At 61.7% G+C, this 25,234-nt stretch carries 33 protein-coding genes; 16 read left to right on the forward strand and 17 right to left on the reverse strand.

Going from position 1 to position 25,234, the window contains the following annotated elements:
* Positions 1–116: 116 nt before the first annotated feature.
* From hisB to coaA, 10 genes are all read left to right on the forward strand, one after another.
* Positions 117–719: an imidazoleglycerol-phosphate dehydratase HisB gene (gene hisB / locus ABIT12_RS14725; RefSeq protein WP_348041202.1), complete on the forward strand. Its 603-nt coding sequence runs from the start codon at positions 117–119 to the stop codon at positions 717–719.
* A 130-nt stretch (positions 720–849) separates the two neighbouring features.
* The gene (locus ABIT12_RS14730) at positions 850–1,197 is read left to right on the forward strand and encodes a DUF2628 domain-containing protein (RefSeq protein ID WP_348041055.1); all 348 of its coding nucleotides are present in this window, start codon (positions 850–852) and stop codon (positions 1,195–1,197) included.
* Entirely contained in the window at positions 1,194–1,847 is a 654-nt protein-coding gene (gene hisH / locus ABIT12_RS14735; RefSeq protein ID WP_348041057.1) for an imidazole glycerol phosphate synthase subunit HisH, read from the forward strand. The genes ABIT12_RS14730 and hisH overlap by 4 nt, the downstream gene beginning before the upstream one ends.
* 172 nt (positions 1,848–2,019) lie before the next feature.
* Complete coding sequence (gene hisA / locus ABIT12_RS14740) at positions 2,020–2,754, forward strand: 1-(5-phosphoribosyl)-5-[(5-phosphoribosylamino)methylideneamino]imidazole-4-carboxamide isomerase (RefSeq protein WP_348041059.1); 735 nt, start codon at positions 2,020–2,022, stop codon at positions 2,752–2,754.
* Positions 2,751–3,083 carry a hypothetical protein gene (locus ABIT12_RS14745; RefSeq protein WP_348041061.1) on the forward strand — a complete coding sequence of 111 codons (333 nt, stop codon included), beginning with the start codon at positions 2,751–2,753 and terminating at the stop codon, positions 3,081–3,083. The genes hisA and ABIT12_RS14745 overlap by 4 nt, the downstream gene beginning before the upstream one ends.
* A complete protein-coding gene (locus ABIT12_RS14750; RefSeq protein ID WP_348041063.1) occupies positions 3,080–3,298 on the forward strand; it encodes a hypothetical protein in 219 nt (72 codons plus the stop codon). The genes ABIT12_RS14745 and ABIT12_RS14750 overlap by 4 nt, the downstream gene beginning before the upstream one ends.
* Positions 3,295–3,621: a hypothetical protein gene (locus tag ABIT12_RS14755; RefSeq protein ID WP_348041065.1), complete on the forward strand. Its 327-nt coding sequence runs from the start codon at positions 3,295–3,297 to the stop codon at positions 3,619–3,621. Before ABIT12_RS14750 ends, ABIT12_RS14755 begins: the two co-directional genes overlap by 4 nt.
* Positions 3,618–4,418 (forward strand): imidazole glycerol phosphate synthase subunit HisF, encoded by an 801-nt coding sequence (gene hisF, locus ABIT12_RS14760; RefSeq protein ID WP_348041067.1) that lies wholly within the window; start codon positions 3,618–3,620, stop codon positions 4,416–4,418. Before ABIT12_RS14755 ends, hisF begins: the two co-directional genes overlap by 4 nt.
* A 20-nt stretch (positions 4,419–4,438) precedes the next feature.
* Positions 4,439–4,759 (forward strand): phosphoribosyl-ATP diphosphatase, encoded by a 321-nt coding sequence (locus ABIT12_RS14765; RefSeq protein ID WP_348041069.1) that lies wholly within the window; start codon positions 4,439–4,441, stop codon positions 4,757–4,759.
* Entirely contained in the window at positions 4,759–5,709 is a 951-nt protein-coding gene (coaA, locus tag ABIT12_RS14770; RefSeq protein ID WP_348041071.1) for a type I pantothenate kinase, read from the forward strand. Before ABIT12_RS14765 ends, coaA begins: the two co-directional genes overlap by 1 nt.
* Before the next feature lie 18 nt (positions 5,710–5,727).
* On the opposite strand, the gene ABIT12_RS14775 is transcribed toward coaA, so the two are convergent.
* From ABIT12_RS14775 to ABIT12_RS14785, 3 genes are all read right to left on the reverse strand, one after another.
* Complete coding sequence (locus tag ABIT12_RS14775; protein ID WP_348041073.1) at positions 5,728–6,210, reverse strand: hypothetical protein; 483 nt, start codon at positions 6,208–6,210, stop codon at positions 5,728–5,730.
* A gap of 61 nt (positions 6,211–6,271) precedes the next feature.
* On the reverse strand, positions 6,272–7,345 hold the full coding sequence (locus ABIT12_RS14780; RefSeq protein WP_348041075.1) for an adenosine kinase: 1,074 nt from the start codon (positions 7,343–7,345) through the stop codon (positions 6,272–6,274).
* A gap of 63 nt (positions 7,346–7,408) precedes the next feature.
* Positions 7,409–7,972 (reverse strand): TetR/AcrR family transcriptional regulator, encoded by a 564-nt coding sequence (locus ABIT12_RS14785; protein ID WP_348041077.1) that lies wholly within the window; start codon positions 7,970–7,972, stop codon positions 7,409–7,411.
* A gap of 62 nt (positions 7,973–8,034) precedes the next feature.
* Between ABIT12_RS14785 and ABIT12_RS14790 the strand changes: the two genes are divergently transcribed.
* Positions 8,035–8,487, forward strand: a complete 453-nt coding sequence (locus ABIT12_RS14790) for a DUF2214 family protein (protein ID WP_348041079.1) — start codon at positions 8,035–8,037, stop codon at positions 8,485–8,487.
* A gap of 1 nt (position 8,488) precedes the next feature.
* On the opposite strand, the gene nth is transcribed toward ABIT12_RS14790, so the two are convergent.
* Positions 8,489–9,163: an endonuclease III gene (gene nth, locus ABIT12_RS14795; protein ID WP_348041081.1), complete on the reverse strand. Its 675-nt coding sequence runs from the start codon at positions 9,161–9,163 to the stop codon at positions 8,489–8,491.
* A 50-nt stretch (positions 9,164–9,213) separates the two neighbouring features.
* On the opposite strand from nth, the gene ABIT12_RS14800 reads away from it, so the two are divergent.
* Positions 9,214–9,711 carry a DUF2244 domain-containing protein gene (locus tag ABIT12_RS14800; protein WP_348041083.1) on the forward strand — a complete coding sequence of 166 codons (498 nt, stop codon included), beginning with the start codon at positions 9,214–9,216 and terminating at the stop codon, positions 9,709–9,711.
* A 30-nt stretch (positions 9,712–9,741) separates the two neighbouring features.
* On the forward strand, positions 9,742–10,608 hold the full coding sequence (locus ABIT12_RS14805) for a methylated-DNA--[protein]-cysteine S-methyltransferase (RefSeq protein ID WP_407065628.1): 867 nt from the start codon (positions 9,742–9,744) through the stop codon (positions 10,606–10,608).
* 173 nt (positions 10,609–10,781) lie between these two features.
* Here the strand turns inward: ABIT12_RS14805 and ABIT12_RS14810 are convergent, their stop codons facing one another.
* The 10 genes from ABIT12_RS14810 to ABIT12_RS14855 form a co-directional block, all read right to left on the reverse strand.
* A complete protein-coding gene (locus ABIT12_RS14810) occupies positions 10,782–11,396 on the reverse strand; it encodes a 2,3-bisphosphoglycerate-dependent phosphoglycerate mutase (protein WP_348041087.1) in 615 nt (204 codons plus the stop codon).
* A 24-nt stretch (positions 11,397–11,420) separates the two neighbouring features.
* Complete coding sequence (dapB, locus tag ABIT12_RS14815) at positions 11,421–12,263, reverse strand: 4-hydroxy-tetrahydrodipicolinate reductase (RefSeq protein ID WP_348041089.1); 843 nt, start codon at positions 12,261–12,263, stop codon at positions 11,421–11,423.
* A gap of 44 nt (positions 12,264–12,307) precedes the next feature.
* Entirely contained in the window at positions 12,308–13,006 is a 699-nt protein-coding gene (gene pyrF, locus ABIT12_RS14820) for an orotidine-5'-phosphate decarboxylase (protein ID WP_348041091.1), read from the reverse strand.
* A gap of 62 nt (positions 13,007–13,068) precedes the next feature.
* Positions 13,069–13,674 carry a histidine phosphatase family protein gene (locus tag ABIT12_RS14825; protein WP_348041093.1) on the reverse strand — a complete coding sequence of 202 codons (606 nt, stop codon included), beginning with the start codon at positions 13,672–13,674 and terminating at the stop codon, positions 13,069–13,071.
* Positions 13,671–14,225 carry an NADPH-dependent FMN reductase gene (locus ABIT12_RS14830; protein WP_348041095.1) on the reverse strand — a complete coding sequence of 185 codons (555 nt, stop codon included), beginning with the start codon at positions 14,223–14,225 and terminating at the stop codon, positions 13,671–13,673. The genes ABIT12_RS14825 and ABIT12_RS14830 overlap by 4 nt, the downstream gene beginning before the upstream one ends.
* A 135-nt stretch (positions 14,226–14,360) precedes the next feature.
* Positions 14,361–15,500, reverse strand: coding sequence for a molecular chaperone DnaJ (dnaJ, locus tag ABIT12_RS14835; RefSeq protein WP_348041097.1), 1,140 nt, complete (start codon positions 15,498–15,500; stop codon positions 14,361–14,363).
* Between the two features lie 364 nt (positions 15,501–15,864).
* The gene (locus ABIT12_RS14840) at positions 15,865–16,326 is read right to left on the reverse strand and encodes a hypothetical protein (protein ID WP_348041099.1); all 462 of its coding nucleotides are present in this window, start codon (positions 16,324–16,326) and stop codon (positions 15,865–15,867) included.
* A gap of 159 nt (positions 16,327–16,485) precedes the next feature.
* Positions 16,486–18,396 carry a molecular chaperone DnaK gene (gene dnaK, locus ABIT12_RS14845; RefSeq protein WP_348041101.1) on the reverse strand — a complete coding sequence of 637 codons (1,911 nt, stop codon included), beginning with the start codon at positions 18,394–18,396 and terminating at the stop codon, positions 16,486–16,488.
* Positions 18,397–18,668: 272 nt separating this feature from the next.
* Positions 18,669–19,571 carry a DUF3445 domain-containing protein gene (locus tag ABIT12_RS14850; RefSeq protein WP_348041103.1) on the reverse strand — a complete coding sequence of 301 codons (903 nt, stop codon included), beginning with the start codon at positions 19,569–19,571 and terminating at the stop codon, positions 18,669–18,671.
* Positions 19,572–19,645: 74 nt separating this feature from the next.
* Positions 19,646–19,978 carry a hypothetical protein gene (locus tag ABIT12_RS14855; RefSeq protein WP_348041107.1) on the reverse strand — a complete coding sequence of 111 codons (333 nt, stop codon included), beginning with the start codon at positions 19,976–19,978 and terminating at the stop codon, positions 19,646–19,648.
* Between the two features lie 148 nt (positions 19,979–20,126).
* Here ABIT12_RS14855 and pabB point away from each other — a divergent pair, with 148 nt between their 5' ends.
* From pabB to ABIT12_RS14870, 3 genes are read left to right on the forward strand one after another with little or no spacing between them, the layout of a single operon-like run.
* On the forward strand, positions 20,127–21,914 hold the full coding sequence (pabB, locus tag ABIT12_RS14860; RefSeq protein WP_348041109.1) for an aminodeoxychorismate synthase component I: 1,788 nt from the start codon (positions 20,127–20,129) through the stop codon (positions 21,912–21,914).
* 8 nt (positions 21,915–21,922) lie between these two features.
* Positions 21,923–22,558, forward strand: a complete 636-nt coding sequence (gene pncA / locus ABIT12_RS14865) for a bifunctional nicotinamidase/pyrazinamidase (protein ID WP_348041111.1) — start codon at positions 21,923–21,925, stop codon at positions 22,556–22,558.
* On the forward strand, positions 22,555–22,947 hold the full coding sequence (locus ABIT12_RS14870) for a GFA family protein (RefSeq protein ID WP_348041113.1): 393 nt from the start codon (positions 22,555–22,557) through the stop codon (positions 22,945–22,947). The genes pncA and ABIT12_RS14870 overlap by 4 nt, the downstream gene beginning before the upstream one ends.
* A 67-nt stretch (positions 22,948–23,014) precedes the next feature.
* Here ABIT12_RS14870 and grpE read toward each other — a convergent pair whose 3' ends face one another.
* The 3 genes from grpE to hrcA form a co-directional block, all read right to left on the reverse strand.
* Complete coding sequence (gene grpE, locus ABIT12_RS14875; protein ID WP_348041115.1) at positions 23,015–23,590, reverse strand: nucleotide exchange factor GrpE; 576 nt, start codon at positions 23,588–23,590, stop codon at positions 23,015–23,017.
* 84 nt (positions 23,591–23,674) lie between these two features.
* A complete protein-coding gene (locus tag ABIT12_RS14880) occupies positions 23,675–24,061 on the reverse strand; it encodes a hypothetical protein (protein WP_348041117.1) in 387 nt (128 codons plus the stop codon).
* 2 nt (positions 24,062–24,063) lie between these two features.
* Positions 24,064–25,137 (reverse strand): heat-inducible transcriptional repressor HrcA, encoded by a 1,074-nt coding sequence (gene hrcA / locus ABIT12_RS14885; protein ID WP_348041119.1) that lies wholly within the window; start codon positions 25,135–25,137, stop codon positions 24,064–24,066.
* Positions 25,138–25,234: the final 97 nt, after the last annotated feature.

Consider the following 25,234-nt stretch of genomic DNA (forward strand, 5'->3'; position numbering starts at 1 on the left):
GATATTTAGGTGGGGCTGGCCCGAATGCAATGCGCCGCACCTCACTGCGCGGTTCGGCGGGCCATCCCTCAACCCAATCTTTATCCAAACCGCGCTACATGCTAGGGAACCCGCGCATTCCGGAGACTGCCATGCGTACCGCCACCATTTCCCGCAAGACCAACGAGACTGAAATCGGCGTCACGCTGAACCTCGACGGCACCGGCGCGCACGCCATGTCCACCGGCATCGGTTTTTTTGATCACATGCTGGACCAGCTGTCTCGCCACTCGCTGATCGATATGGATGTGAGCGCCAGGGGCGACCTGCACATCGATTTTCACCACACCGCCGAAGATGTCGGTATTGCCATCGGCCAGGCCATCAGCAAGGCGCTGGGCGATAAGAAGGGCATCCGCCGCTATGCCAGTTGCGACCTGCCGATGGACGGCACGCTGACCCGCGCCGCGTTGGACGTGTCCGGCCGGCCATTCCTCGTCTGGAAGGCGCAGTTCTCCGCCCCCAAGGTCGGCGAAATGGATACCGAACTGTTCCGCGAATTCTTCCAGGCGCTGGCCATGAATGCTGGCATCACCCTGCACATCGAAAACTTCTACACCGACAATAACCACCATCTGGCGGAGTCGATGTTCAAGGCCGTCGCGCGCGCCCTGCGCGACGCGGTAGAGATCGATCCGCGTCAGGCCGACCGGGTGCCATCGACCAAGGGCACGCTGTAAGGCTTTCGCTTTCAGGGCTTTTGCACTAAATCACCCCGAAACGCGGTGTCACCCCGGCCGGGGCCCAGCCTGAAATCTCAAGATGGATTCCGGCCTTCCCCGGAATGACATCGGGATTGTGGAGTGTCTGATGACCCTTTTTGCGATCTTCGAACGCCCCACCAACTCGGTTCCCATCGCCGTGCCCGAAACCTTTTCGTGGTTTGCCTTCCTGCTGCCGCCAGTTTTCGCACTGCGCCATGGCCTGTGGCTGGAGCTTGGCGCCTATGCGCTGACGCTCGTGGCGCTGGGGTTGCTCAAACCCTATATCGGCGGCAGCGCCGCGTTCTGGCTTTACGCGGTCCTGGCCCTGTGGCTCGGTTTCGCCGCGCCGGGCGTGCTGCGGGCCAAGTTGACCCGCACGGGCTGGCGACACCGCGACGATATCATCGCTCCCAATGCCGACCTTGCCGCACTGACCTTTCTGGACCGTCCATGACCCTGGTTACCATCATCGATTACGGCTCGGGCAATCTGCGCTCCGCCGCCAAGGCCTTCGAGCACCAGGCGGGCCTGCTCGATCATCCCCCTGAAATCGTTGTCACTGCCGATCCGGAAGTCGTGCGGCGCGCCGACCGCGTCGTGCTGCCGGGCGTCGGCGCTTTTGCCGATTGCCGCTCCGGGCTCGATGCCGTCACCGGCATGGTCGAAGTGCTCAACGAACGGGTGCTCAAGGGCGGCACGCCGTTCCTCGGCATCTGCGTCGGCATGCAATTGCTCGCCACCGAAGGCCGCGAAAAGGCGATTACCCAGGGTCTGGGCTGGATTCCCGGCGCGGTCGTCAAGCTGGCGGTCAATGACCCGGCGCTCAAGATTCCCCATATGGGCTGGAACACGCTATCGATCATCAAGCCGCACAAGCTGCTGGCCAATATCCCCGATGGCGACAACGGCCTGCACGCCTATTTCGTCCACTCCTATCATCTCAAGACCGATGCGCCCGACACAATGATCGCCACCGCCCAGTACGGCGGCACGGTCACCGCTGCGGTCGGCCGCGACAACATCTTCGGCACCCAGTTCCACCCCGAAAAGAGCCAGGCGCTCGGCCTGACCCTGATCGGCAATTTCCTGCAGTGGGCGCCGTGAAACAGGTCCAACCCTTCTGTCTTCCTTTTCCCCTTGTGGGAGAAGGTGCCCCGCAGGGGCGGATGAGGGGGTTTTTCTCCCCGTACGTCGGTGGTATTCACCCCTCCCCCGTGTCGGGCTTTGCCCGATCCACCCTCTCCCACAAGGGGAGAGGGAAAGAAGGTAAGACGACATGATCCTCTTCCCCGCCATCGACCTCAAGGACGGCCAATGCGTGCGCCTCAAGCTGGGCGACATGAACCAGGCCACCGTATTCAACGACAGTCCGGCCAATCAGGCCAAGGCCTTCGAGGATCAGGGCTTTGAATACCTGCACGTCGTCGACCTCAACGGCGCCTTTGCCGGCGAGAGCGTCAATGGCGAGGCGGTCGAGGATATCCTGCGTACCGTAAAGTTTCCGGTGCAGCTGGGCGGCGGCATCCGCACACTCGATCATATCTCGGCCTGGCTCGACAAGGGCCTCGCCCGTGTCATCCTCGGCACCGTGGCGGTGCGCGATCCGGCGCTGGTCAAGGCTGCGGCCAAAAAGTATCCCGGCCAGATCGCCGTCGGCATCGATGCGCGCGGCGGCAAGGTGGCGGTCGAGGGCTGGGCCGAAACTTCGGAACTCGATGTGATCGAGCTAGCCCGGCGCTTCGAGGGCGCTGGCGTGGCGGCGATCATCTATACCGATATCGACCGCGATGGCGTGCTGGCCGGCATCAACTGGCCCTCGACCATCGCGCTGGCCAATGCCACGTCGATCCCCGTGATTGCCTCTGGCGGCCTCGCATCGATGGACGATATCGAACGGATGACCCAAGCCGACACCCAGGTGCTCGAAGGCGCCATTTCCGGCCGCGCACTCTATGATGGGCGAATTGATTCACGTGAAGCATTGGCGCGCTTGAAGGCGATCGCGGCGTGAGCGCGGAGGTCGCAGCGCTCAGGAAGTTCCCGTCCAAACTCTATGCATGGAGCTTTGCCGCGATCGTGCTGCTGGGCATTTGGCCGCTGCTTTCGGTGCTGGTGACGTCGAGCCTTGCCGAGGCCCATGGGTGCTTGGTCGATGAGGGGAGCGTGCATCCATGCATCATCATGGGGTCAGATTGGGGTGAGGCGCTTTACGCGATGGGCGTTATGGGCTGGTTCATGCTCCTGACCTTTCCACTGGCGGCGGGGCTCTCGATGATCTGGGCCATCGCATTGATCATTCATCACAGTGTCTGGCTCAGGCGCCAGCGGAGTTCGGCATGACCAATCAGCCCAAGCGCATTCTGCTCTCGCAGGTCAACCTGCTCTGGTACGTGCCAGCGCTGGTCGTGATCGTCGCTTTGTTCTATCTCGGCGGCAGCGGCGTGTTTCCGTCCTGGGTTGCGGTGATCTCGTTTTTTGCCTTCTTCATGTGGCTGTTTTCGCTGCTTTTCGCGCTGATCGCGCTGGCCCGGACGAACAAGGATGCTGGGCAATGACCCCAATGCCGGGCAAGTTTCCGGGCCGTTCCTATTGGTTTGTGCTGGCAGGCGTGGTTGTTTTCGCGGTGTTGCAGCTTGTCGCTATCGGGCTGCTGGGCACCTTGATGGCGCCTAGCGGTCTGCCGATCGATACCGCTGACATAAATCCCTGCATGATCTGGGCTTGCGAGTGGAGCCAGATGCCCCATTTCGGAGGCATATTGGACTGGTTCCTGCTGTTGACCCTGCCCTTCCTTGGTGGCGCCGCAGCGCTGTTGATGATCGTTCTGGCTATTCACTATGCCATCTGGACCAAGCGGCACCGGAGTTCCCGCAAATGACCCTCAAAACCCGCCTGATCCCCTGCCTCGACGTCAAGGATGGCCGTGTGGTCAAGGGCGTGCAGTTCGTCGATCTGCGCGATGCCGGCGATCCGGTGGAAGCCGCTATCGCCTATGACGCCGCCGGCGCCGATGAATTGTGCTTCCTGGACATCACTGCCAGCCATGAAGGCCGCGACACCATTTTCGATGTCGTCGCCCGCACGGCCGAACATTGTTTCATGCCGGTCACAGTCGGAGGCGGTATCCGCAGCATCGAAGATATCCGCAAGCTGCTGCTCTCGGGCGCTGACAAGGTCTCGATCAATTCGGCAGCGGTGAACGATCCAGATTTCATCTCCCGCGCTGCCGACAAGTTCGGTGACCAGTGCATCGTGGTTTCGGTCGATGCCCGCCAGCGCCTGACCCAGACAGTGGGTGGCGACAATCGCTCGGAGTGGGAAATCTTCACCCATGGCGGCCGCAATGCCACCGGGTTAGACGCAGTAGAGTTTGCCGCCCGTATGGTCGAGCGCGGCGCCGGCGAATTGCTGGTGACCTCGATGGACCGCGATGGCACCAAGTCCGGGTTCGATCTGAAGCTGGTCCGCGCCATCACCGATGCCGTCAATGTACCGGTGGTTGCCTCCGGCGGCGTCGGCACGCTCGATCATCTTGTCGAAGGCGTCACCGAGGGCCATGCCAGCGCCGTGCTGGCGGCCTCGATTTTCCACTTTGGCACCTTCACCATTCCCCAGGCCAAGCAATATCTGCACGATCATGGTATTGCCGTGCGCATGGATCGCGCCGCGCCATAGTTCCTCCCGGTGATAAAAACATGAGCTTTACCCTCGAAGACCTCGACGCCCGCGTTGCCAGCCGGGCTGCTGCTTCGCCTGACGAAAGCTACACCGCCAAGCTGCTGTCGCGCGGCGTGGAAAAGTGCGCGCAAAAGCTGGGCGAAGAAGCCACCGAAGCGGTGATCGCCGCTGTGGCGCGCGACAAGACCGAACTGGCCAAGGAGGCCGGCGACGTGCTGTTCCACCTGCTGGTGTTGCTGCGCGCCGCCGATGTGCCGCTGCTGGCGGTGATGATGGAGCTCGAAGCGCGGCAGGTCCAATCCGGTCTTGCCGAAAAAGCCGGGCGGAAGCCCGACTGATGAGCAAGCGCAACAAGCCCAGCGCCCCCTACCATCACTTCACCAAGACCCAGTGGTCGGCCCTGCGCGCGGACGAACCGATGACGCTGACCCGTGAGGACATCAAGCGCCTGCGCACACTTTCCGATCCGATCTCACTCGAAGAAGCGGAGGAAATCTATCTGCCGCTGACCCGTCTGCTGTCGTTTTATGTCGAAGCGGTGCAGGGCCTGCACAACGTCTCGACGCGGTTTCTCGATACGCCGGACCAGAAGGTGCCGTTCATCATCGGCGTCGCCGGGTCGGTGGCGGTGGGTAAATCCACGACCGCCCGTATCCTGCGGGCGCTGCTGCAGCGTTGGAAATCCAGCCCCAAGGTCGATCTGGTGACCACCGATGGCTTCCTCCATCCTAATGCGGTGCTCAAGGAACGCGGCCTGATGGAGCGCAAGGGCTTTCCCGAAAGCTATGACCGCAGCCGCTTTGTGTCCTTCCTGTCCGACATCAAATCAGGCAAGGCGCACGTTGCGGTGCCGGTCTATTCGCATCTGGTCTATGACGTGGTGCCGGGCGAAGAGGTGGTCATCGACCGCCCCGATATCCTGATCGTGGAGGGTCTCAACATCCTGCAGCCGGGCGAATTGCCGCGCACCGGCAAGCCGATCCTGTTCGCCTCGGATTTTCTGGATTTCTCGATCTATATCGACGCCGATGAGGCCGACCTGCGCGACTGGTTCATGGAGCGCTTCTTCCGCCTGCGCGAAACCGCATTCCAGGACCCAACCTCGTTCTTCCATCGCTTCAGCCAGATGAGCGAGGCGCAAGCCGGTGCACTGGGCAAGATGGTCTGGGAAACTATCAACCTGCCCAACCTTTTGGACAATGTGTTGCCGACGCGAGGCCGCGCCGACCTGATCCTCAAGAAGGGTCAAAGCCACATGATCGAGGAAGTTCGCCTGCGGCGGGTCTAGGCTGCCACGTCCCGGTGCTCAACGCTTGCAGGTCTTCTGCACGTCCTTGATGCGCTTGCCCGCGTCGGTCAGCTCGAAGAAGGTGGTATATTCGAACTCGGCGTCCACGGTTTCCCAATTGGCCCAGTCGCCTGGCTTGGCCGCGACCATGGCGGCAAGGAACCTGGGATGACTGGCGAGATCGATGGTGCTTTCGCCATGGCCCATGTGATCGAACATGATTTTTTCCGCATAGCCGTTGCCGATGGTGACGTTCATGCCATGCACCTTGTCTGCATCCATGTCGGGCTGGAAGACGAAGACTAGTTGGCCGGCGTCGCAGCGCACCATGTAGCAATCAAAGTCGGTATCACTGCCATCGAGCCCCGCACAGGTGCCGGCCGCGCCGGCGTTCTTGCCAGTCATCTGCGCCCACGGCGCGGGTGGCTCCACTTCCTGGGCGACGCTAGGCGCCACCAGAGTGATGGCGGCGAGCAAGGGCAGCGCGCGTTTTGCAAACATCGGTCTTCCTCCCAGAACGCGCCTATCTAGACGCGGATCAGATCGCCAATGCCAGTCGAATCTAGCCGACCAGTCCGTGGTGCTGCGCCATCGCCTGCAGATCCAGCACCGGGCGCGCGCCAATATGCGAAATCACCTCGGACGCTGCCAGGCACCCGGTCTTGAGCGCCGATTCCAGCGTCTGTCCGCGGGCGATGGCCAACAGGAACCCCGAGGCAAACAGGTCACCGGCACCGGTGGCGTCCTCGACCTTGGCGACCGGGAACGCCGGCACCGAAACGATCTCGCCATTGTGGATCGCCATGGCGCCTTCGGCACCCATGGTGATCGCCGCCATTTCCGCATCCTTGGCGATTTCGCGCACCGCACTGGCAAGATCGTCGGTTTGATACAGCGACTTCAGTTCGTGCACATTGGCAAACACATAGTCGATGGTCTTGGATTTGATCAGGTCCAAAAATTCATCGCGGAAGCGGTCGACGCAGAATGGATCGCTCAGCGTAAAGGCAGCGGCACGCTCATGCTTGTGCGCATAGTGGGCGGCGAGGACAAAGGCTTTCTTGGCTTCCTGCGGGTCCCACAGGAAACCTTCCATATAGGTCACCGCCGCGCCGCCGATTTCGTCTTCCTTGATATCGGCTTCGGTCAGCTGATGGCAGGCGCCCAGATAGGTGTTCATGGTGCGCTCGCCATCGGGCGACAGGAAGATCATCGAGCGCGCGGTGAGCGCGCCATGGATTAGCCGGCTGGTGTCGTAATGCACGCCGATCGATTTCAGGTCGGTTTCGAAAACGTCGCCCAGCGGATCGTTGGCGACCTTGCCCACGAAGGCGGCGCGTCCGCCGAGCGAAGCCACGCCCGCCGCTGTATTGGCAGCGCTGCCGCCGGAAATCTGCCGCTTGTCGGCGGGCATCTTGCCATAAAGGTAGGCGGCCCGATCGGTATCGATCAGATGCATGATGCCTTCGCTCATCCCCTCGGCGTCGAGAAATCCTGGCGCCAGTGGCGCGATGACATCGACAATGGCGTTGCCGATGGTAAGGACGTCGAAGCGGGTCTGGGCCATGGGTCCGAGCTCTTTGAGAATGACCCAAGCGATGTAGAGGATGTAAAGCTCAGGCGCAATCTTTGGCATGGGGCGCTTCCAGCAAAAGTGGCCACCACTTTTGCGTTCCGGAAGCGCGACCAAACGAGAGCGCTACGGATTGCGCCCAAGGATTTCCACGATCAGCGCTTCGGTATCGTCGCCGGCACGGATGGCGATCTGGCCATCCAGTAGCAACACGGCCAGTCCATGCACCTTGGCCCAGGCCGCCAGCGCCGCGACCCGCCCGCCGCTGCCTTCGCCCGAAACCAGTTGCAGCGTCTCAAAGGCGGCATCGGCGGCCATTTTCAACCCCGGCCGCCCTTCGCGCTTGAGTTGGGCCGAAAACATCAGCCGGAACAGATTGGCGTTATCCAGCGCAAACAGCACATAGGCTCGCCCCATGGCGCTCAGCTTCTGGTCGGGTGTTGTCTCCTGCAGCGATGCCATCATCCGCGTGAACTTTTGAAAGCCGATCACCGCCAGTGTTTCCAGCAGGGCAATCCGGCTGTCGAAGTGCCGGTATGGCGCTGCCGGGGAAACGCCGACCGCCCGCGCCAGATCGCGAAGACCCAGGCCGGCCTCGCCCTCACGCTCGAGCATGACCAGCGCTGCATCGACCAGGGCACGGCGCAGATCGCCATGATGATAGGGCGGCGAGTTCGTCGATGTTGACATTGTTTACTTTGTCCTGCACGTATGTGAGCATTGTTAACATAGCCTGATCCGGGAGCAAAGCTATGGATATCGATTTGCTATTGGCCTGCTTGCATCACTTAGCGGTGTTTACATTGGTCGGCATTGTAGCCGCCGAATTCGCTCTGCTGCGGCCCGGCATTGCCGGTGCGCAGTTGTCGCGCCTCGGCATGATCGATGGCGCCTATGGCGCAGTTGCCGGCCTGGTGCTGGTGGCCGGGGTGCTCCGGGTGTTCTTCGGCGCCTCTGGCATAAACTATTACGCGCACAACTGGGTGTTTGGGCTCAAGATGGCAGCCTTCCTTGGTGTGGGGCTGCTATCGATCCAGCCGACGCTTGCCATCCTGCGCTGGCGTAAGACGCTCAAAACCAATCCCGGCTTCGTGCCGACGGATGCCGAAGTGAAACGCTCGCGCAATTTTCTGCACGGTGAAATCGCGCTGCTGGTGTTTATCCCGCTGTTCGCCGCCGCCATGGCGCGGGGTTATGGAGTCTGATCTACCTGACCTTGGGCAATGGCGTCTTGGGTTCAAACCGGCACCACTCGGCGATGATACAGCGATAGCATTCCGGCGTGCGGGCCTTGCAGACATAGCGGCCATGCAGGATCAGCCAGTGATGGGCATGCAGCATGTAACGCTCCGGCACCGCCTTGAGCAGTTTGAGCTCCACCGCCAGCGGCGTGGCGCCACTGGCCATCCCGGTGCGATTGCCGACGCGGAACAGATGGGTGTCTACCGCAATGGTCGGCTGCTTGAAGAAAATATTGAGCACCACATTGGCGGTCTTGCGCCCGACGCCAGGCAGCGCTTCCAAGGCCTCGCGATTGTCCGGCACCTGTGAGTCATGCCGCTCGATCAGCAATTGGCTCAGCGCCAGCACGTTCTTGGCTTTGGTGCGATAAAGCCCGATGGTTTTGACATCGGCCTCAATCTGCTCCAGCCCCAGGGCGACCATTGCCTCCGGCGTTGAGGCGGCCGCGAACAGGGCCTTGGTGGCCTTGTTGACGCTGACGTCTGTCGCTTGCGCTGACAGCACGACGGCAACCAGCAGCGTATAGGCGTTCACATAATCCAGTTCGCCCTTCGGCTCGGGGTCCATCGCCTCGAACCGGGCAAAGATCGCCTCGATATCGGCCTTGGGCAGGCTCTTCACTTTTCTCGATCCGGGCATTCTCTCGTCCGTGTTTCTGGGTTTATACTCGTCGGGCGAGTCGAAACCCAATGCAAGACACAACCACAAAACCGCTGTTTTCCGCCGACCTGACCCCACACCGCTTGATGGGCGCGCGGGAGCGCTGGGCTGTGGTTGGATTGGCCAGCCTGCTTGGCGCCATTCCGGGCCTGATTTCGCTGTCTGCAGGCGCCTGGCCGATTGCGGTTTTCATTGCCATTGCGGTCGCCGGCATGGCCATCGCATTGAAATTTTCTAATGCCGAAGGCAAGCGTCACGAGCGGATCACCTTGTGGTCGGATCGGCTCGATGTGGATCAGTTCGACATCAAGGGCGCCGTGCGCCGACGCCAGTTCAATCCCCGGGCCGTACGATTGATCATCGATCGTGATTTCGACGAACAGACCACTCGCCTGCGGCTGCGCAGCGGCGATGGCGATCTGGAGATCGGCGAATTCCTCAACAATGACGACAAGTCCAGCTTCGGCAAAGTGTTCGGCACTGCGCTGAAAAAGGCCCGCATTACCCCCGTCAAAACCGGGTCGTAAATCCCACATCGCGGGCCTATTGCTATGGCCATGAACACACACGCTCTGCCCACCACTCAAAACGATTACGAAACCATCCAGTCGGCAATTCGCTATCTGAGCGAAAACGGCCCGGATGAACTCGATTTGCCCTGTTTTGCGCGCGCCCTGGGGCTGAACGAGCGGCAGTTGAGCGATCTGTTCCGGCGCTGGTGCGGGCTCAGCCCCAAATCCTTTGCCCAGGCCGTGGCGCTCGATCATGCCAAGTCATTGCTGCGGGAAAAAGCCAGCGTCCTCGACACCACCTATGAAGTGGGCATGTCCTCGACTTCGCGGCTACACGACCTATTCGTCGCCTATGAAGCCATGCCGCCCGGCGCGTTCCGCGCCAAGGGCGAAGGCATGGACATGATCTGGGGCGTCGCACCCTCCCCATTCGGCACCGCGGTAATCACCGCTACCGATTACGGCATTTCCGGCCTTGGCTTCGCCGATGGGTCCGTGACCGTGGAGCAGGCGTTTCAGGATCTGGCGCAGCGTTGGCCCAATGCCCGCTTCAGCCGAGACGATGCGCGGGTCGCGCCGCTCTCGGCGGAAGTGTTCGATCCAACCCGCTGGGCCGCCGATCGGCCAGTGCGGGTGGTGCTGATCGGCACCGATTTCGAGGTCAAGGTCTGGGAAACATTGCTCAAGATCCCGGTTGGCTGCGCCACCACCTATGGTGAAGTCGCCAGCCATATCGGCCGGCCGTCAGCCTCGCGCGCCGTCGGCGCCGCAGTAGGCAAGAACCCGATTTCCTTCGTGGTGCCCTGCCATCGCGTCGTCGGTACATCCGGCGCGTTGACCGGCTACCACTGGGGCGTTCCCCGCAAACGAGCCATCATGGGCTGGGAAGTCGGAGTGGTTTCGGGGCGCTAGGCTCCGTCTTCCTTCTCCCTCGAGGGAGAAGGGGCCCGAAGGGCGGATGGGGGGTTCTTTTCTCGTCACCAGGCATGGGAGCGCGCACAACCCCTCACCCTGCAATTCTGCTGAACGCGGAATTGCGGTGCCTCTCTCTTGAGGGAGAGGATAGAAAGGGATTCACGTGAAACTTAAATCTCTACCCGATGATCGAGCGAACCATCATCTTTCAGCTGATAAATCGTCGGCTGGCCGGTGGCGATTTCGCGTTTCAGGATCTGCTCTGGCGTCAGGCCCTCAATGGCCATCACCAGCGCCCGCAGCGAATTGCCGTGGGCGGCGATCAGCACCGATTTGCCGGCAGCGACCTTGGGTCGAATTTCCGCCGCAAAGTAGGGCAGCGTCCGCGCTGCAGTATCCTTCAGGCTCTCGCCGCCAGGCGGGGGCACATCGAACGACCGGCGCCAGATCAGCACCTGCTCCTCGCCCCACTTGGCGCGGGCATCGTCCTTGTTGAGACCCGACAGATCACCATAGTCGCGCTCGTTGAGCGCGGTATTGCGGGTGATGGTCAGGTTCAGGATGCCCATTTCCTCAAGCATCAGGTCCAGCGTATGCTGGGCGCGGCGCAGGCTGGAAGTATAATAGAGGTCCGGCACAAAGCCCTTGGCCTTGAGCAGCTTGCCGGTGCCGCGGGCTTCGCCCTGGCCCTTCTCGGTCAAATCCGGATTGCGCCAGCCGGTGAACAGGTTTTTGAGGTTCCACTCGCTCTCGCCGTGGCGCACGAGGATCAGGGTGCCGGTCATAACTCTCTCCAAAATTGCGTTGGTCTATTTCAGGCCAAGCACGTCGTTCATGTCGTAAAGCCCTGGCGCCTGTCCCGCAGCCCACAGCGCCGCGCGTGCGGCACCATCGGCGAACATCGAGCGGTCCTGGGCCTTATGGCTCAATTCGATCCGTTCGGCCGGGCCGGCAAACATCACCGTATGATCGCCCACCACTGCGCCACCACGCAGCGTGGCAAAACCAATACTGCCCGGCTCGCGTGCGCCGGTATGGCCATCCCGCACGCGCACGGCCTTGTCGGCCAGCGCTACGTCGCGGCCATCGGCAGCGGCCTTGCCCAGCATCAATGCTGTGCCTGAAGGCGCATCGACCTTCTTGTTATGGTGCATTTCGAGCACCTCGATATCGTAGTCCGCCAGTAGCGCTGCGGCCTGCCGCACCAGGCTGGCGAGCACCGCGATGCCCATCGAGTAATTGCCGGATTTGACGATTTTTGCGCCGGCCTTGGCGGCGGCGGCGATTTCAGCGTCTTCCGCGACCGAGCAGCCCGTAGTGCCAATGACATGGACCAGGCCGAGCGCGGCGGCGCGCTTGGCCAGCGCCACGCTGGCAGCGGGAGCGGTGAAATCGATGACTGCGTCAGCCCCCTTGAGCGCCACTTCCAGATCGTCGGTGATGATGACGCCCAGTGCGCCGATGCCAGCGAAAATCCCCGCATCCTGGCCGATGGCCGGTGTGCCCGGACGATCGACGGCGGCGTGCAGCGTGAGGCCGGTGCCGGCAACGGCGCCATGCAGTTTGAGGCCCGAAAGCGCCGCGACGGACCGAATATTGGCCGCGCCCATGCGCCCGCCTGCCCCGGCAATCACCACCTTCAAATCGGCCATCTGCTCAACTCCCCGTCTGCATCTGCTCTAGCAGCGCCAGCCCCTTACGCCAATCGCGTTCCACCAGCCATTTCGGCAAGGATCACCCGAGCAGCCGCCGCCGGATCCGGTGCCTGCACGATCGGGCGGGCCACCACCAGATGGGTCGAACCGGCATCAAGGGCTTCGCGCGGGCTCATCACCCGCTTCTGGTCACCATGGGCGGCGCCCGATGGTCGAATGCCGGGGGTGACGATGGCCATTGTCGAGCCGATGATCTGCCGGACCATCGTCGCTTCATGCGGGGCGCAGACCAGGCCGCCGATCCCGGCGTCATGCGCTTGCTGGGCGCGCAGCGCCACCAGCCCGGCAGTGTCGCGGGCAAAGCCGGCCTCGGCCACGTCGGTGTCGTCCATCGAGGTCAAAACCGAAACGCCCAGCACGATCAGGCCCGAGCCAGCCGCGCCCCGCACGGCGGCGCGCATGCACTGCGGATAGGCATGGACAGTGAGCATGGCAGCGCCGGTCGCGGCAATCGCGGCAACGCCCTTTTCGACGGTGTTGTCGATATCGAGTAGCTTGAGGTCAAAAAACACCTGCTTGCCCGCGGCGATCAGCGCCTTGCCCAGCGCGTAGCCATCGGCGCCGTAAAAGCACTGGTAGCCGATCTTGTAGAAATTGACGGTATCGCCCAGTGCCTCGATGATGGCCTCAGCTTCACCGCGCGTGTCGACATCGAGGCCAACGATCAGTTGTCCGCTCATGGCTTGATTCTCCGGGGTTCAACGGTTCAATCGCACAACCGGGACAGCGAGGCAATGTGGCGCTAGCTGCTCACGCGCGCCAGTTGCTCCATCGGGGTCCATTCGCCCAACAGTCTGCGCCCCTCGAAATCAAAGGCAAAGCCATTGCCACCGCCCGTCAGGCCCGCGCCAATCTGGTCTTCCGTGCGGGCCACCGGCCGTCGCCCCAGATAGCATTTGAGCAGCGTGCCAACCGCGCCATGGCCGCAGAACACCACGCGCTGGCTGGGCGGGACCTGTTTCAGGCCATCACGCACCGCAGCGACAATGCGTGCCAGCGCCGCATTGGCAGTTTCCCAACCGCCAACGCTCTGGTCGGGCTGGGCAAAGAATGCGTCGGCGTGTCGTTCAAACTCTTCCGGCGGTAGAAAGCCGGTAGCCGAACGGTCATTCTCGCCAAAGCTCTCATGGGTGATAATCGGCGAGCGCGAGACTTTTGCCAGTTCGGCGGCAAACTGCTTGGCCTTGGGTTCAGCGCTGGTAAAGATCGGCGTGCCCCGGCCGATCAGGTCACGTGCCGCAAAGGCTTTGGCCCGGGCCAGCCCTTCGGCCGACAAATCCCATTGCGGCACGGGCACGCCCGGATCGATCTTGACCTGGGGATGGCTGAGATAGAGGCACAGTCTCATTTGCCGGCTCCACGCGAAAAATGCGTCAGTTCTTCGACAATCGTGTCGACCTTGCGGACGATCGCCGGTTCGGAAAAATTGCCCTCGGCATCAAAGGCTTCGGCCGCAGGGCCAATCCCCAACAGCGTCGGCACCACCAGGGCACCGATCTTGGTCAGCGATTCGCGCAGATGGCTGAGCCCCCAGATAGTGCCGTATTTGCCCGAGCTGATGCCGCCAATGCCAAACACCGCGTGGCGGAACGGGCTGGGCTTCTGCCGGCTGAGCCAGGCAACGGTATTGACGGTGAGCGGAGTTAGTCCGCCATTATATTCCGGGCTGGCGATGAACACGATGTCATGGTTGCGAAACAGCCCTGCCAACCGCGCCGCAGCTTCGGGCACATTGTCCGGCTCCAGATCTTCGTTGAACAGCGGCATATCGAAATCGGCGAGGCTGATTTCGGTGACGGTCACGCCCGCCTGCGCCAGCTTGCGCCCGACGATTTGTTGCAGTTTGCGGTTTTCCGATCCGGCCCGGATCGAACCGGAAAGCGTGAGAGCGGTAGTCATCAATGATCGTTCCTGCTTGATCTGCGGCGTGACAATGCCCGTGACGTGTCAGCGCCGCAAGCAGTCCCAGCATCGCAGTGCCATGCCCTCGAACCACCCTCATCCTGAGCTTGTCGAAGGAGGCGCGATGAAAGCTTAAGCCTCAAACATCTTCTTGAGCTTGGAGAAGAACCCGTCCGAGGTCGGATTGGTCTCGCGCGTCGTCAGGTTCTGGAACTCTTCCAGCAATTCACGCTGACGCTTGGAGAGGTTTTGAGGCGTTTCGATATCGAGCTGCACATAGAGGTCGCCCATATCCTTGGCGCGCAGCACCGGCATGCCCTTGCCCTTGAGCCGCACTTGCTGGCCCGGCTGGGTGCCGGCGACGACCTTGACCTTGGCGCGCGTGCCTTCGAGCGTCGGTACTTCGAATTCACCGCCCAAAGCTGCCGTGGCCATGGCAATTGGCACGCGGGCATAAAGATCGGCCCCGTCGCGCTGGAACAGCTCATGGGGCCGAATCGAGATAAAGATATACAGATCGCCCGGCGGGCCACCGCGCAGCCCGGCTTCGCCCTCATTGGCCAGGCGAATGCGGGTGCCGTCCTCAATGCCCTTGGGAATGGAAACGCTGAGCTTGCGGTTTTCCTGGCGGCGCCCCTGGCCACCGCAATCGGTGCAGGGTTCGTCCATCATTTCGCCGCGCCCCTGGCAGACCGGGCAGGTGCGTTCAATGGTAAAAAAGCCCTGTGCCGCCCGCACCTTGCCATGGCCATTGCACTGGCGGCAGGTATGCTTGCCGGTGCCCGGCTTGGCGCCCGAGCCCTCGCAGGTGGTACAGCCAACCAAAGTGGGAACGTCGATCTCGACAGTGCGGCCGAGGAAGCTTTCCTCGAGCGAAATTTCAAGGTTATAGCGCAGGTCCGAGCCGCGCAGCTTGGCCGCTCCACCGCCGGTACCGCGCCGCTGGCCGCCAACGAAATCGCCAAAGATGTCTTCAAAAATATCGGACATCGAGGACGCAAAATCCGGTCCGAAACCGGCGCCCGGGCGCTGCCCACCGCCGCCATTTTCAAACGCGGCATGGCCAAACCGGTCATAGGCGGCGCGCTTCTGGCCGTCCTTGAGCGTATCATAGGCCTCGCTGATTTCCTTGAACTTGGCTTCCGATTCCGAATTGCCCGGGTTCTTGTCCGGGTGGTGCTGCATGGCAAGCTTGCGGTAGGCACTTTTCAGCGCCGCTTCGTCGGCGCCCTTTTGAACGCCCAGCACTTCATAGAAATCACGTTTGGCCAAGTAACCGGTCTCCGGGCGCTCCAGCCGAATCACGGCGCGCCTATGAGGTCAAATCAAACAACAGCGCCGAGGCGCCAAAACTCTGTCCCCTAGATGGCAATCAACCCCACGTTCCGCAAGGGAAGATGGGGTTTGCGCATCCGCAAAGCTTATTGAACCGCTCATAGCAAGGTGAAGCGGCTGGATCAATGCTCTGCGCGGGCTGGACAGCCATGCCACCACGGCAAGAAAAAGCCCGGCGCGAAGGCCGGGCGGGTGATTCACGTGAAACTCTGACCCTGCCCTTTGGGCAAATCGCTCCAGTGGAGCGATTTAGGGTCAGAGGCCACGAGAGCTAGTCTCGAATGGCACGAACGTTCAGGCTTTAGGCCCCGACGCCCTCGGCGCTATTGACGCCATGCTCCATCAGCTTCTTGCGCGCGGCATTGACTTCGTCCACCGAGAACTCGTCCTCGTTGCGCAGCACGATGGCTTCGCCGGTCAGATCGCTGCGGCCGTGCGCCACCAGCACGTCAAAACCTTCGGAAACGGTTGGCTCCATGGCCATGTCGCCCAGCATCCGCTGCGCGCCGACGCGCTTGTGCTTGGTGCGCAGCTTGGCCAGACGCGTGGTCTTGCCATTGGCGGCAGTCTTGAATTCTTCGGCAGCGGCGAGCGCGGTCCAGAACTCGCGTTCGAGCCCCTTTTCGTGGCCGGCGCCAACCAGCTGGGCAATGCGCAGCTGGCAATTGAAAGCGAGGTCCGGATGGCCCAGGCGGACAGCATTAGCCATCAACTTGCGCAGCTTTTCGGGATCGGTGAATGTCTGGGGGTCTGGAATGTTCATGGGCCATCATAGGACAGTTTGGCCCAAAGACCTAGGACAAAGGCGGAATTCGCGAATCGGTGTGATGTCAAGGCGATGACGGGACCGGCCATCTGGCGCCATGGCAAACAAAAGGGCCCGGTGTTGCCACCGGGCCCTCCTGAATTCACTCAACCAGGCTTAGGCGCGCTTTTCGTCGTCCTTGACCTCTTCGAAGTCGGCGTCGACGACGTCATCGTCTTCATCCTCGTCGGCGCTGCCATTGGCCTTGGCTTCAGCTTCGGCCTGCGATGCCTTGTACATGGCCTCGCCCAGCTTCATCGAGGCTTCGGCCAGCGCGCTGGTCTTTTCCTTGATCAGGTCGGCATCGTCGCCATCAAGCACGGCCTTGAGGGCGGTGATCGCCGTTTCGATCGCCGCAAGTTCGCCAGCGCCGACCTTGTCGCCATATTCCTTGACCGACTTCTCGGTCGAGTGGATCAGGCTTTCGCCCTGGTTCTTGGCTTCGACGGCTTCGCGCTTCTTCTTGTCGGCGTCTGCGTTCTGCTCGGCTTCCTTGACCATCTTTTCGATATCGGCGTCAGACAGACCGCCCGAGGCCTGGATGCGGATCACCTGCTCCTTGCCGGTGCCCTTGTCCTTGGCCGAAACGTTGACGATGCCGTTGGCGTCGATATCGAAGGTCACTTCGATCTGCGGCACGCCGCGAGGTGCGGGCGGAATACCGGAGAGGTCGAAATTGCCCAGCAGCTTGTTGTTCGCGGCCATTTCGCGTTCGCCCTGGAACACGCGAATGGTCACCGCAGACTGGCTGTCTTCCGCGGTCGAGAACGTCTGGCTCTTCTTGGTCGGAATGGTCGTGTTGCGATCAATAAGCCGGGTAAACACGCCACCAAGGGTCTCAATACCCAGCGACAACGGGGTGACGTCGAGCAGCAGCACGTCCTTGACGTCGCCCTGCAGCACGCCGGCCTGAATGGCAGCACCCAAAGCCACCACTTCGTCCGGGTTCACACCCTTGTGGGGTTCCTTGCCGAACAGTTGCTTGACGACTTCCTGCACCTTGGGCATGCGGCTCATGCCGCCGACCAAGACCACTTCGTCGATCTGCGCGGCAGTAACGCCGGCATCCTTGAGCGCCTGCTTGCAGGGCTCGATGGTCTTCTGGACCAGATCGTCGACCAGCGATTCGAACTTGGAGCGGCTCAGCTTCAAGGTCAGGTGCTTCGGACCAGACGCATCAGCGGTGATGAACGGCAGGTTGATTTCGGTCTGGGTCGAGGCCGACAGTTCGATCTTGGCCTTTTCGGCAGCTTCCTTGAGGCGCTGCAGGGCCAGCTTGTCGCTGCGCAGGTCGATGCCCTGTTCTTTCTTGAACTCGTCGGCAAAATAATCGACCAGACGCATGTCGAAGTCTTCGCCACCCAGGAACGTATCGCCATTGGTGGATTTGACTTCAAACACGCCGTCGCCGATTTCCAGCACCGACACGTCAAAGGTCCCGCCGCCAAGGTCGTACACGGCAATGGTGCCAGCGGCCTTCTTGTCGAGGCCATAAGCCAGCGCCGCAGCGGTTGGCTCGTTGATGATGCGCAGCACTTCCAGACCGGCGATCTTGCCCGCATCCTTGGTTGCCTGGCGCTGGCTGTCATTGAAGTAGGCCGGAACAGTGATCACCGCCTGGGTGATGGTCTCGCCGAGGTAGCTCTCGGCGGTTTCCTTCATCTTCTGCAGGATCATGGCCGAAACCTGCGAGGGCGAATACTTTTCACCCGAGGCTTCCACCCATGCATCGCCATTGTCGGCCGGGACGATCTTGAACGGAACCAGGTTCTTGTCCTTGCCCACCACCTTGTCGTCGTAACGGCGCCCGATCAGGCGCTTGACGGCAAACAGCGTGCCTTCGGGGTTGGTCACGGCCTGACGCTTGGCCGGCTGGCCCACGAGGCGCTCACCATCCTTGGAAAATGCCACCATCGACGGCGTGGTGCGCGCGCCTTCGGCGTTTTCGATCACTTTGGGATTGGAGCCATCCATCACTGCAACGCAGCTATTGGTGGTGCCAAGGTCGATACCGATAACTTTAGCCATTACTATGCCTCTCTTTTAGCAAACCCGTTCGAAACCCCTCTGTGGAAGCAGTCTCTTGGCCAGCGTGTGGCCGGGTTCCTATTCCTAGATTGTGCCCTGCTCAAGGGCTTGGGGGCTATATAAGGACGCCTGCACATCGCTTCAAGCAGTCTTGTCGCACAATCGCCGCGTCTGCCGGGGCTTTGGGGTCGCGTCCGGCGCAGAATCTGGGTGTGTTTGGGCCCGGTTCAAGGGGCCGGTCGCGCAATTCGCTCGCCCGCCCGGAAAGGCGGCTATCGGATCGCCGCCAGCAGCGCCAACAGCCGGTCCCGCCCGTCGAGCAGGCCCTTATAGGCCAGCTCAGTGTCCGAAAGCGCACCGATCTGTTCTCCAAGGCCGGCGGCCAGTTCGCCTCCGTTGGGTTGTTGGGCCAGCAGTGTCAGCGCGTTCAGGTGAATGCGGATCGAAAACACGATATCGCCGCTGACCGGCAGCTTGCGCAGGGTCTGCCGCTCGACGCGGATGAATATGTCCGCCTCGTCGCCAAACCGGCGCATATCCTCGCTCGAAGCCGGGTGATACAGCGCCGCGTCTTCGTAAATGCCCCAGTTCCAGCGCAGCACCGAATGATCGGGGCGCAGATTGTCGAACATCCGATCGATCAGCTGCGCATTGCGGCTGCCTTCGCCAAAACCGGGCACCGGGGCGTGGATGTCGTGCATCACCTTGCCGAACTTTTCCGTCAGCCGCCACGACGACGGAAACGACAGCGAACCGGCGCCCAGCCGCCAGCCAGCCTCGCCCCCGCGCATCAGCACCAGGTCTTCCTGCACCAGCCCGGCTGCAATCTGCAAAGGCGGGGTATTGGGACCATCAAGGGCCACTGAGCGACCCAGCGGCAGGATTTCGATGCTTTGTCCGACCCGTCGATAAATCTGCGGAAACCGCGCCGGCAGATGCTCGGCCAGCAGTTTGAGCAGTTCAGCCTGAGCTTTTGCGCTGTCCGGCTCCGCCATGAACACCCTGTCGGCAAACGCGGCCGTCACCCGGTCCTTTTCAGCCAGATAGACCCCGAGCAGATCATCCACCTCGATCCAGTCTCGCGGTTCGAGTTTGGACAGACCGATGGTGAACGGGCGTGCTGTGCCGACGGCGTTGCTGCTGACATAGGGCGTGTGCAGAACAGGCTGATCCATGCATCTCTCAAAACAACCAGGCGCCACACAACAGGTGCGGCGCCTGACAGGATAATGCGAACGGGCGCGGCTGCCTAATCGTTCAGCGTGTAGCTGTTGAGCTGGCAGATATTGACCTGGTTGATCACCGTTTCGGCGCCGCCATCGACGACGAACTTGAAGTCATAGACGCACTGGTCGCTGCCATCGCCGATGGTCACCGTGCCCTGCGTGCCCGAGCTCAGAATGCCATCGGAGCCCAGCAGGTCGCCGCCCCAGCTGGTTTCGTTGGAGGGCGTAGTGTAAAAATACTGCACGTCATAGGAGCTGTTGTTGATCAGTGTGAACTGTACGGTTTCGGCCATTGCCGGCGCCGCCGAGATCGCCAGACCGAGGGCGGCGATGCCACCCATGATGAATTTGTGCATTGTTGATTGTCCCCCAATGGCCGGATGCGTCCTGCTCCGACATGTAAGCGCCGACACATTATCGCCACGGGTCTGAACGAATTCTGAACGCGGTTTCGGCGCCCTTCTCATTCTTTCCAATGCCCGCGGCGCATACTAGAACAGCGCCATGATTGCCCCCGGCACAGTGCTGCTCCACGACACCATCGATCCGGACGGACAAAACCTGCTGTTCGTCGAGCCGGTCCGGGTACTGGTTGCCTACACGGCCCAAGAGGCAAAAGCGGCCCTGGCAGAGCTTGAGGCGGCGCAGGCCGAGGGCCTGTGGGCGGCGGGGTTCCTCAGTTACGAGCTGGGTTTGGTCTTCGAAGAACGACTGTTCCATCTGCTGCCGGGCCGCTCGGAGATCCCCTTGCTGTGGCTGGGGCTGTATGATGGTCCGCAGCATCTCACCGCGCCCGATGTTCAACGATATATCGAGGCGCTGGCCAATGGCGGTACCGCCGAAGCGGTGGACGTGGAACCGGTGATCGACCGAGCGACCTATGGCCAGGCGTTCGATGCCATAAAATCCTATATCGCAGCAGGCGACGTCTATCAGGTCAATCTGACGTTCAAGGCGCGGTTTGCGCTCAAGGGCGAACCGGCGGCGCTGTATCGCGATCTGGTCGCCAAGCAGCCGGTGTCCTATGGCGCGCTGCTGGCCACCGGCGAGCACACCGTGCTGTCGCGCTCGCCGGAGCTGTTCGTGCGCAATGTCAAAGGCCAGCTATCGGCGCGACCAATGAAGGGCACGCTGAAGCGCGGCCGCACCCTGGCCGAGGACGCGACCGGACGCGCAGCTTTGGCGGCGGACGCCAAGAACCGCGCCGAAAATCTGATGATCACCGACCTGCTGCGCAACGACCTCGGCCGCATCGCCGAAATCGGCTCAGTCAAGGTCACCGACCTGTTTTCAGTGGAAACCTATCGCAGCCTGCACACCATGACCTCGGGCATCACCGCCCGGCTCAAACCGGGTCTAAGCACCACCGATATCATCCAAAACCTGTTCCCCTGCGGCTCGATCACCGGCGCGCCAAAACTCCGCGCCATGGAAATCATCCATCAAGTCGAAGCCGCGCCGCGCGGACTTTACACCGGCGCCATCGGCTATTTCGCCCCCGGCGGCGATTTCTGCCTCAACGTCGCCATCCGCACCGCCGTCATCGATCCGTACGGCAATGGCGAAATCGGTATTGGCGGCGGCATCGTTGCTGATAGCCTTGTCGATGCTGAGTATGACGAGGCCCTGCTCAAAATGAAATTCTTTACCGACCCGGCGACGCCCGTGGCGCTGATCGAAACCCTGCAGTGGAAACGCCAGGGCGGCTATGTGCTGCTCGATCGGCATCTGGACCGGATGGCAGCATCGGCCTCTTACTTCCAGATCCCGTTCGATCGGGCCCAGATCGAGGACCTGCTCGATCAGCAGCCTGCCGGTTTCACCGTGCCCGAAATGCGGGTCCGCCTGCTGCTCGATGAGCGCGAAGGTGCTTCAATCACTGCAGCGGCGCTCACCGCCAATCCGCCAGTGTTCAAGTTCATGATCGCGCCGGAGCGGGTGGATTCTTCCAGCATCTGGCTGGCGCACAAAACCACCAACCGCGCCTTCTACGACGAGCCGCGCGAGGCAGCCGTCAAAAACTTCGGCGTCGATGAAGTGGTGTTTCTCAACGAAAAGGGCGAGCTGACCGAAGGCTCGATCACCAACCTGTTCGTGGAACGCAATGGTATCCTGCTGACGCCGTGGCTTGAATCGGGCCTGCTGCCCGGTACCTTGCGCGCCGACCTGATTGCGCGCGGCATCACCGTCGAAGCGCGGCTGACGCTTGAAGATTTGCAGCAGACCTCGAAAATCTACCTTGGCAACTCGGTCCGCGGCCTGATGCGGGCGCGCTGGGTGCGGACGGAATAGGACAGATCATGACCCTGACGATCACTCCCACCGATGTGCTGATCGTGGTGGACGTGCAATACGATTTCCTGCCCGGCGGCAGCCTTGCCGTGGTCGATGGCGATGCCATCATCCCACTGATCAATCGGCTGGCGCAAAAATTCACCAATGTGGTGCTGACCCAGGACTGGCACCCCGCCGACCACATCTCCTTTGCCAGCAATCATCCGGGCCGGGCGCCGTTCGAGGTCATCGACCTGCCCTATGGCCAGCAGGTGCTGTGGCCCGATCATTGCGTATGGGACAGCGAAGGCGCCGAACTTTCCGCCGACCTTGCAATCCCGCACGGCCAGCTGATCATCCGCAAAGGCTATCACCAGTCGGTCGACAGCTATTCCGGGTTTCAGGAAGCCGATCGCCACACCAGGACCGGTCTAACCGGCTATTTGCGCGAACGCGGCTTGGGCCGGTTGTTCGTGGTTGGCCTCGCCACCGACTATTGTGTCGGCTGGACCGCCCTCGACGGCGTTGCAGCCGGATTCGACGTTACGGTGATCGAAGACGCGACAGGCGCCATCGACAATGCCGGCAGTCTGGCGCGGGCCTGGGCCGATATGGCCGAAGCGGGGGTGAAGCGGGTGATGAGCAAGGATATTTTGGGATGATCGAGGGCGCGTGTCACTGTGGCCAGGTGCGCTGGCGTTTCGAGAGCGAACCGGACGCCGCCACCGCCTGCAACTGCACCGCGTGCCGGCGCTATGGCGCCCTCTGGATCTACGGCTGGCAGGACGAAGATGTTTTCGTTTCCGGCGAGACCCAAGCCTATCGCCGCGGCCACATGGTGCTGGGCTTTCATTTTTGCCCCAATTGCGGTGGCATGGCCTATTGGCGCGCCGTGGATACGGGACCGGATGGCCGTCGTCGCCTCGCCGTCAATGTGCGCCTCGCCGAGCCTGAGGCCGTTGCCACCATTCCCGTCCAGCAATTCGACGGCCTGCACAGCTTCGACGACTTGCCGCGTGATGGAAGACGGGTTGCGGACCTCTGGTTCTGATCGGCATCTGCAGCCGCCAAGAAAAGGGCGCCCGCAGGCGCCCTTCGCATGGGGAAGCCGGGCCAGCTCAGACGCTCTTGTCCACCGCCTCTGCACCCCCGACATGGCTCGGGCCACCCTTGGCCACCCCCACCATCGCGGGACGCAATACCCGGTCACCAATGGCAAAGCCCGCCTGCACCACCTGCACCACGGTGCCTTCGGGGCGCGTCGGATCGGGCACTTCGAACATGGCCTGATGGCGATGTGGATCGAACTTCTGCCCTTCCGCTTCGATCGGCTTGACGCCATGCTTGGCCAGCAGGCGCTGCATTTCGCGCTCAGTCATTTCGATGCCGTCGATCAAGGACTTGGTGGTGGCGTCGCCATTGTTGCGCGCTTCCGCCGGCAGCACCATCAGCGCCCGGCTCAGTGCATCGGTGGCGCTCAGCATGTCGCGGGCAAAGCCGGCAATGGCATAGCTGCGCGTATCGGCAACTTCACGCTCGGTGCGTTTGCGCAGGTTTTCCATTTCGGCGTGCACCCGTAGCACCCGATCCTTGAGGTCGGCGTTCTCGGCGCGCAGCGCGTCCGCCGGATCGATTTCCGGCGTTACCGCCTCGATCTCAGGGTCCTGCTCTGGCGTCGGATTTTCGTCGATCATGGTTTTGATCCGCAAATTGAAAGATTTGCCCCGCATATCGGCCAATGCGGCGCCGATTTCAAGCCTAACAGTGCAACGCCCTCGCTACGGATCGCAAACTGGCATTAGCCCTACCGTCGCCTTGCAAGCGTTAGTTGCTGTGTTGATATAGACCCGCAAATAGCGCTGCGTATGGTCCCAGCATGCTGCGAAAATCCCCTTTTCTTCCATAAGCATCCAACCCTGAACACCGCTATTGTTGGTTTTTTCACTACCAGCCTTGTCCAGCGCGTCTGCATCGAAATCGTTGCAAATTTTCTCGGTCACATCCCGCTTGGTCCAGCCAAGTTGCCTATTGGATAAATCCGCAGTTCGAATTGCATTCTGAAATCGATCTTCGCCCCCGAAACGCGGCAGCGATCCGCTAAAGAAAAGTCCAAGTCCGCCCAAAAGCGCGAGATACAGGAGGCCCAGAACGAACCTCTGTCTCATGGTTATTTCCGTGCCAGCATCGCGCTGATCACGTGGGCGGTGTAATCCACAACGGGCACTATGCGCGCATAGTTCAATCGCGTCGGCCCGATCACCCCCAGCACTCCGACCACCTTGTCGTTGGCGTCCTTGTACGGCGACAAGATCACCGATGATCCCGAAAGCGAAAACAGCTTGTTTTCCGAGCCGATAAAGATGCGCACGCCCTGCGCGCTTTCGGCGTCGCCGAGCAGTTCGAGCAGTCCGTCCTTGCTTTCCAGTTCATCGAACAATTGCCGCATCCGCGCCAGATCGTCCGAGGCCATGGCGTCGTTGATCAAATTGGCCCGGCCGCGCACGATCACTGTCGGTTGCCCGCCCCCGATCGGGGTGGCCAAAGTCGCCAGCCCGTCATCGACCAGCTTTTGTGTCAATTCGTCCAGTTCCGCCCGCTGCTCGGCGCGCAATTCGCCCAGATGGCGCCGCGCTTCGGCAATGGTGCGACCCACCACATGATGGGCCAGGTAATTACTGGCCTGCTGCAGCGCACTGGCGGTCAACCCCGGCGGTAGCGGCACGATGCGGTTTTCCACCTGCCCGTCCTGCCCTACCATCACCGCCATGGCGCGTTCGGGATCGAGCCGGACAAATTCGAGATGCTTCATCACCATGTCGGACTTGGTGGCAATCACCACGCCGGCACCCTGGCTCAGGCCTGACAGCAGGGTGGACGCCTCAGTGAGAAAGTCCTCGACCTTGCCCTGTCGTGCCTGGCCCTCGATATGCTGGGTAATCTGGCTGCGTTCGCGCTCGTCGACCGAGCCGATTTCCAGCATCGCATCGACAAAAAACCGCAAGCCGTCCTGGGTCGGCGCCCGCCCGGCCGAGGTATGGGGGGCCGCGATCAGCCCAAGATCTTCGAGATCCGCCATCACATTGCGCACCGAGGCGGGCGACAGGCCGACCTGCAGCATGCGGCTGAGGTCGCGCGACCCCACCGGCATGCCGGTATCGAGATACCGCTCGACGATCTTCTTGAATATCTCCTGGCTGCGCGTGTTGAGCACGGACAGGAACTCTTCGGGGGCCTTGGGCATGGGTTCGGTAAAACTGTCCGCTTTAACGCTAGTGCCTCATTTAAGCGCAAAGCAGCTCCGCGCCAAGCTCCGCCGTCTTGTGAGCGAAGGCAATGAG

It is taken from the genome of Devosia sp. (assembly GCF_039927955.1).
Taxonomy (GTDB): domain Bacteria; phylum Pseudomonadota; class Alphaproteobacteria; order Rhizobiales; family Devosiaceae; genus Devosia.

Coding starts and splice junctions, on each gene's coding strand:
- pncA (WP_348041111.1), top strand. CDS start 21,923: ATGACCCTGACGATCACTCCCACCGATGTGCTGATCGTGGTGGACGTG.
- ABIT12_RS14805 (WP_407065628.1), top strand. CDS start 9,742: ATGAACACACACGCTCTGCCCACCACTCAAAACGATTACGAAACCATC.
- ABIT12_RS14790 (WP_348041079.1), top strand. CDS start 8,035: ATGGATATCGATTTGCTATTGGCCTGCTTGCATCACTTAGCGGTGTTT.
- ABIT12_RS14785 (WP_348041077.1), bottom strand. CDS start 7,972: ATGTCAACATCGACGAACTCGCCGCCCTATCATCATGGCGATCTGCGC.
- grpE (WP_348041115.1), bottom strand. CDS start 23,590: ATGATCGACGAAAATCCGACGCCAGAGCAGGACCCTGAGATCGAGGCG.
- pyrF (WP_348041091.1), bottom strand. CDS start 13,006: ATGAGCGGACAACTGATCGTTGGCCTCGATGTCGACACGCGCGGTGAA.
- ABIT12_RS14855 (WP_348041107.1), bottom strand. CDS start 19,978: ATGCACAAATTCATCATGGGTGGCATCGCCGCCCTCGGTCTGGCGATC.
- ABIT12_RS14730 (WP_348041055.1), top strand. CDS start 850: ATGACCCTTTTTGCGATCTTCGAACGCCCCACCAACTCGGTTCCCATC.
- dnaK (WP_348041101.1), bottom strand. CDS start 18,396: ATGGCTAAAGTTATCGGTATCGACCTTGGCACCACCAATAGCTGCGTT.
- ABIT12_RS14810 (WP_348041087.1), bottom strand. CDS start 11,396: ATGACCGGCACCCTGATCCTCGTGCGCCACGGCGAGAGCGAGTGGAAC.
- dapB (WP_348041089.1), bottom strand. CDS start 12,263: ATGGCCGATTTGAAGGTGGTGATTGCCGGGGCAGGCGGGCGCATGGGC.
- hrcA (WP_348041119.1), bottom strand. CDS start 25,137: ATGCCCAAGGCCCCCGAAGAGTTCCTGTCCGTGCTCAACACGCGCAGC.
- ABIT12_RS14775 (WP_348041073.1), bottom strand. CDS start 6,210: ATGTTTGCAAAACGCGCGCTGCCCTTGCTCGCCGCCATCACTCTGGTG.
- ABIT12_RS14750 (WP_348041063.1), top strand. CDS start 3,080: ATGACCAATCAGCCCAAGCGCATTCTGCTCTCGCAGGTCAACCTGCTC.
- ABIT12_RS14880 (WP_348041117.1), bottom strand. CDS start 24,061: ATGAGACAGAGGTTCGTTCTGGGCCTCCTGTATCTCGCGCTTTTGGGC.
- ABIT12_RS14765 (WP_348041069.1), top strand. CDS start 4,439: ATGAGCTTTACCCTCGAAGACCTCGACGCCCGCGTTGCCAGCCGGGCT.
- ABIT12_RS14870 (WP_348041113.1), top strand. CDS start 22,555: ATGATCGAGGGCGCGTGTCACTGTGGCCAGGTGCGCTGGCGTTTCGAG.
- ABIT12_RS14755 (WP_348041065.1), top strand. CDS start 3,295: ATGACCCCAATGCCGGGCAAGTTTCCGGGCCGTTCCTATTGGTTTGTG.
- ABIT12_RS14830 (WP_348041095.1), bottom strand. CDS start 14,225: ATGACTACCGCTCTCACGCTTTCCGGTTCGATCCGGGCCGGATCGGAA.
- ABIT12_RS14825 (WP_348041093.1), bottom strand. CDS start 13,674: ATGAGACTGTGCCTCTATCTCAGCCATCCCCAGGTCAAGATCGATCCG.
- ABIT12_RS14850 (WP_348041103.1), bottom strand. CDS start 19,571: ATGGATCAGCCTGTTCTGCACACGCCCTATGTCAGCAGCAACGCCGTC.
- hisH (WP_348041057.1), top strand. CDS start 1,194: ATGACCCTGGTTACCATCATCGATTACGGCTCGGGCAATCTGCGCTCC.
- hisA (WP_348041059.1), top strand. CDS start 2,020: ATGATCCTCTTCCCCGCCATCGACCTCAAGGACGGCCAATGCGTGCGC.
- ABIT12_RS14840 (WP_348041099.1), bottom strand. CDS start 16,326: ATGAACATTCCAGACCCCCAGACATTCACCGATCCCGAAAAGCTGCGC.
- pabB (WP_348041109.1), top strand. CDS start 20,127: ATGATTGCCCCCGGCACAGTGCTGCTCCACGACACCATCGATCCGGAC.
- hisF (WP_348041067.1), top strand. CDS start 3,618: ATGACCCTCAAAACCCGCCTGATCCCCTGCCTCGACGTCAAGGATGGC.
- coaA (WP_348041071.1), top strand. CDS start 4,759: ATGAGCAAGCGCAACAAGCCCAGCGCCCCCTACCATCACTTCACCAAG.
- ABIT12_RS14780 (WP_348041075.1), bottom strand. CDS start 7,345: ATGCCAAAGATTGCGCCTGAGCTTTACATCCTCTACATCGCTTGGGTC.
- nth (WP_348041081.1), bottom strand. CDS start 9,163: ATGCCCGGATCGAGAAAAGTGAAGAGCCTGCCCAAGGCCGATATCGAG.
- ABIT12_RS14800 (WP_348041083.1), top strand. CDS start 9,214: ATGCAAGACACAACCACAAAACCGCTGTTTTCCGCCGACCTGACCCCA.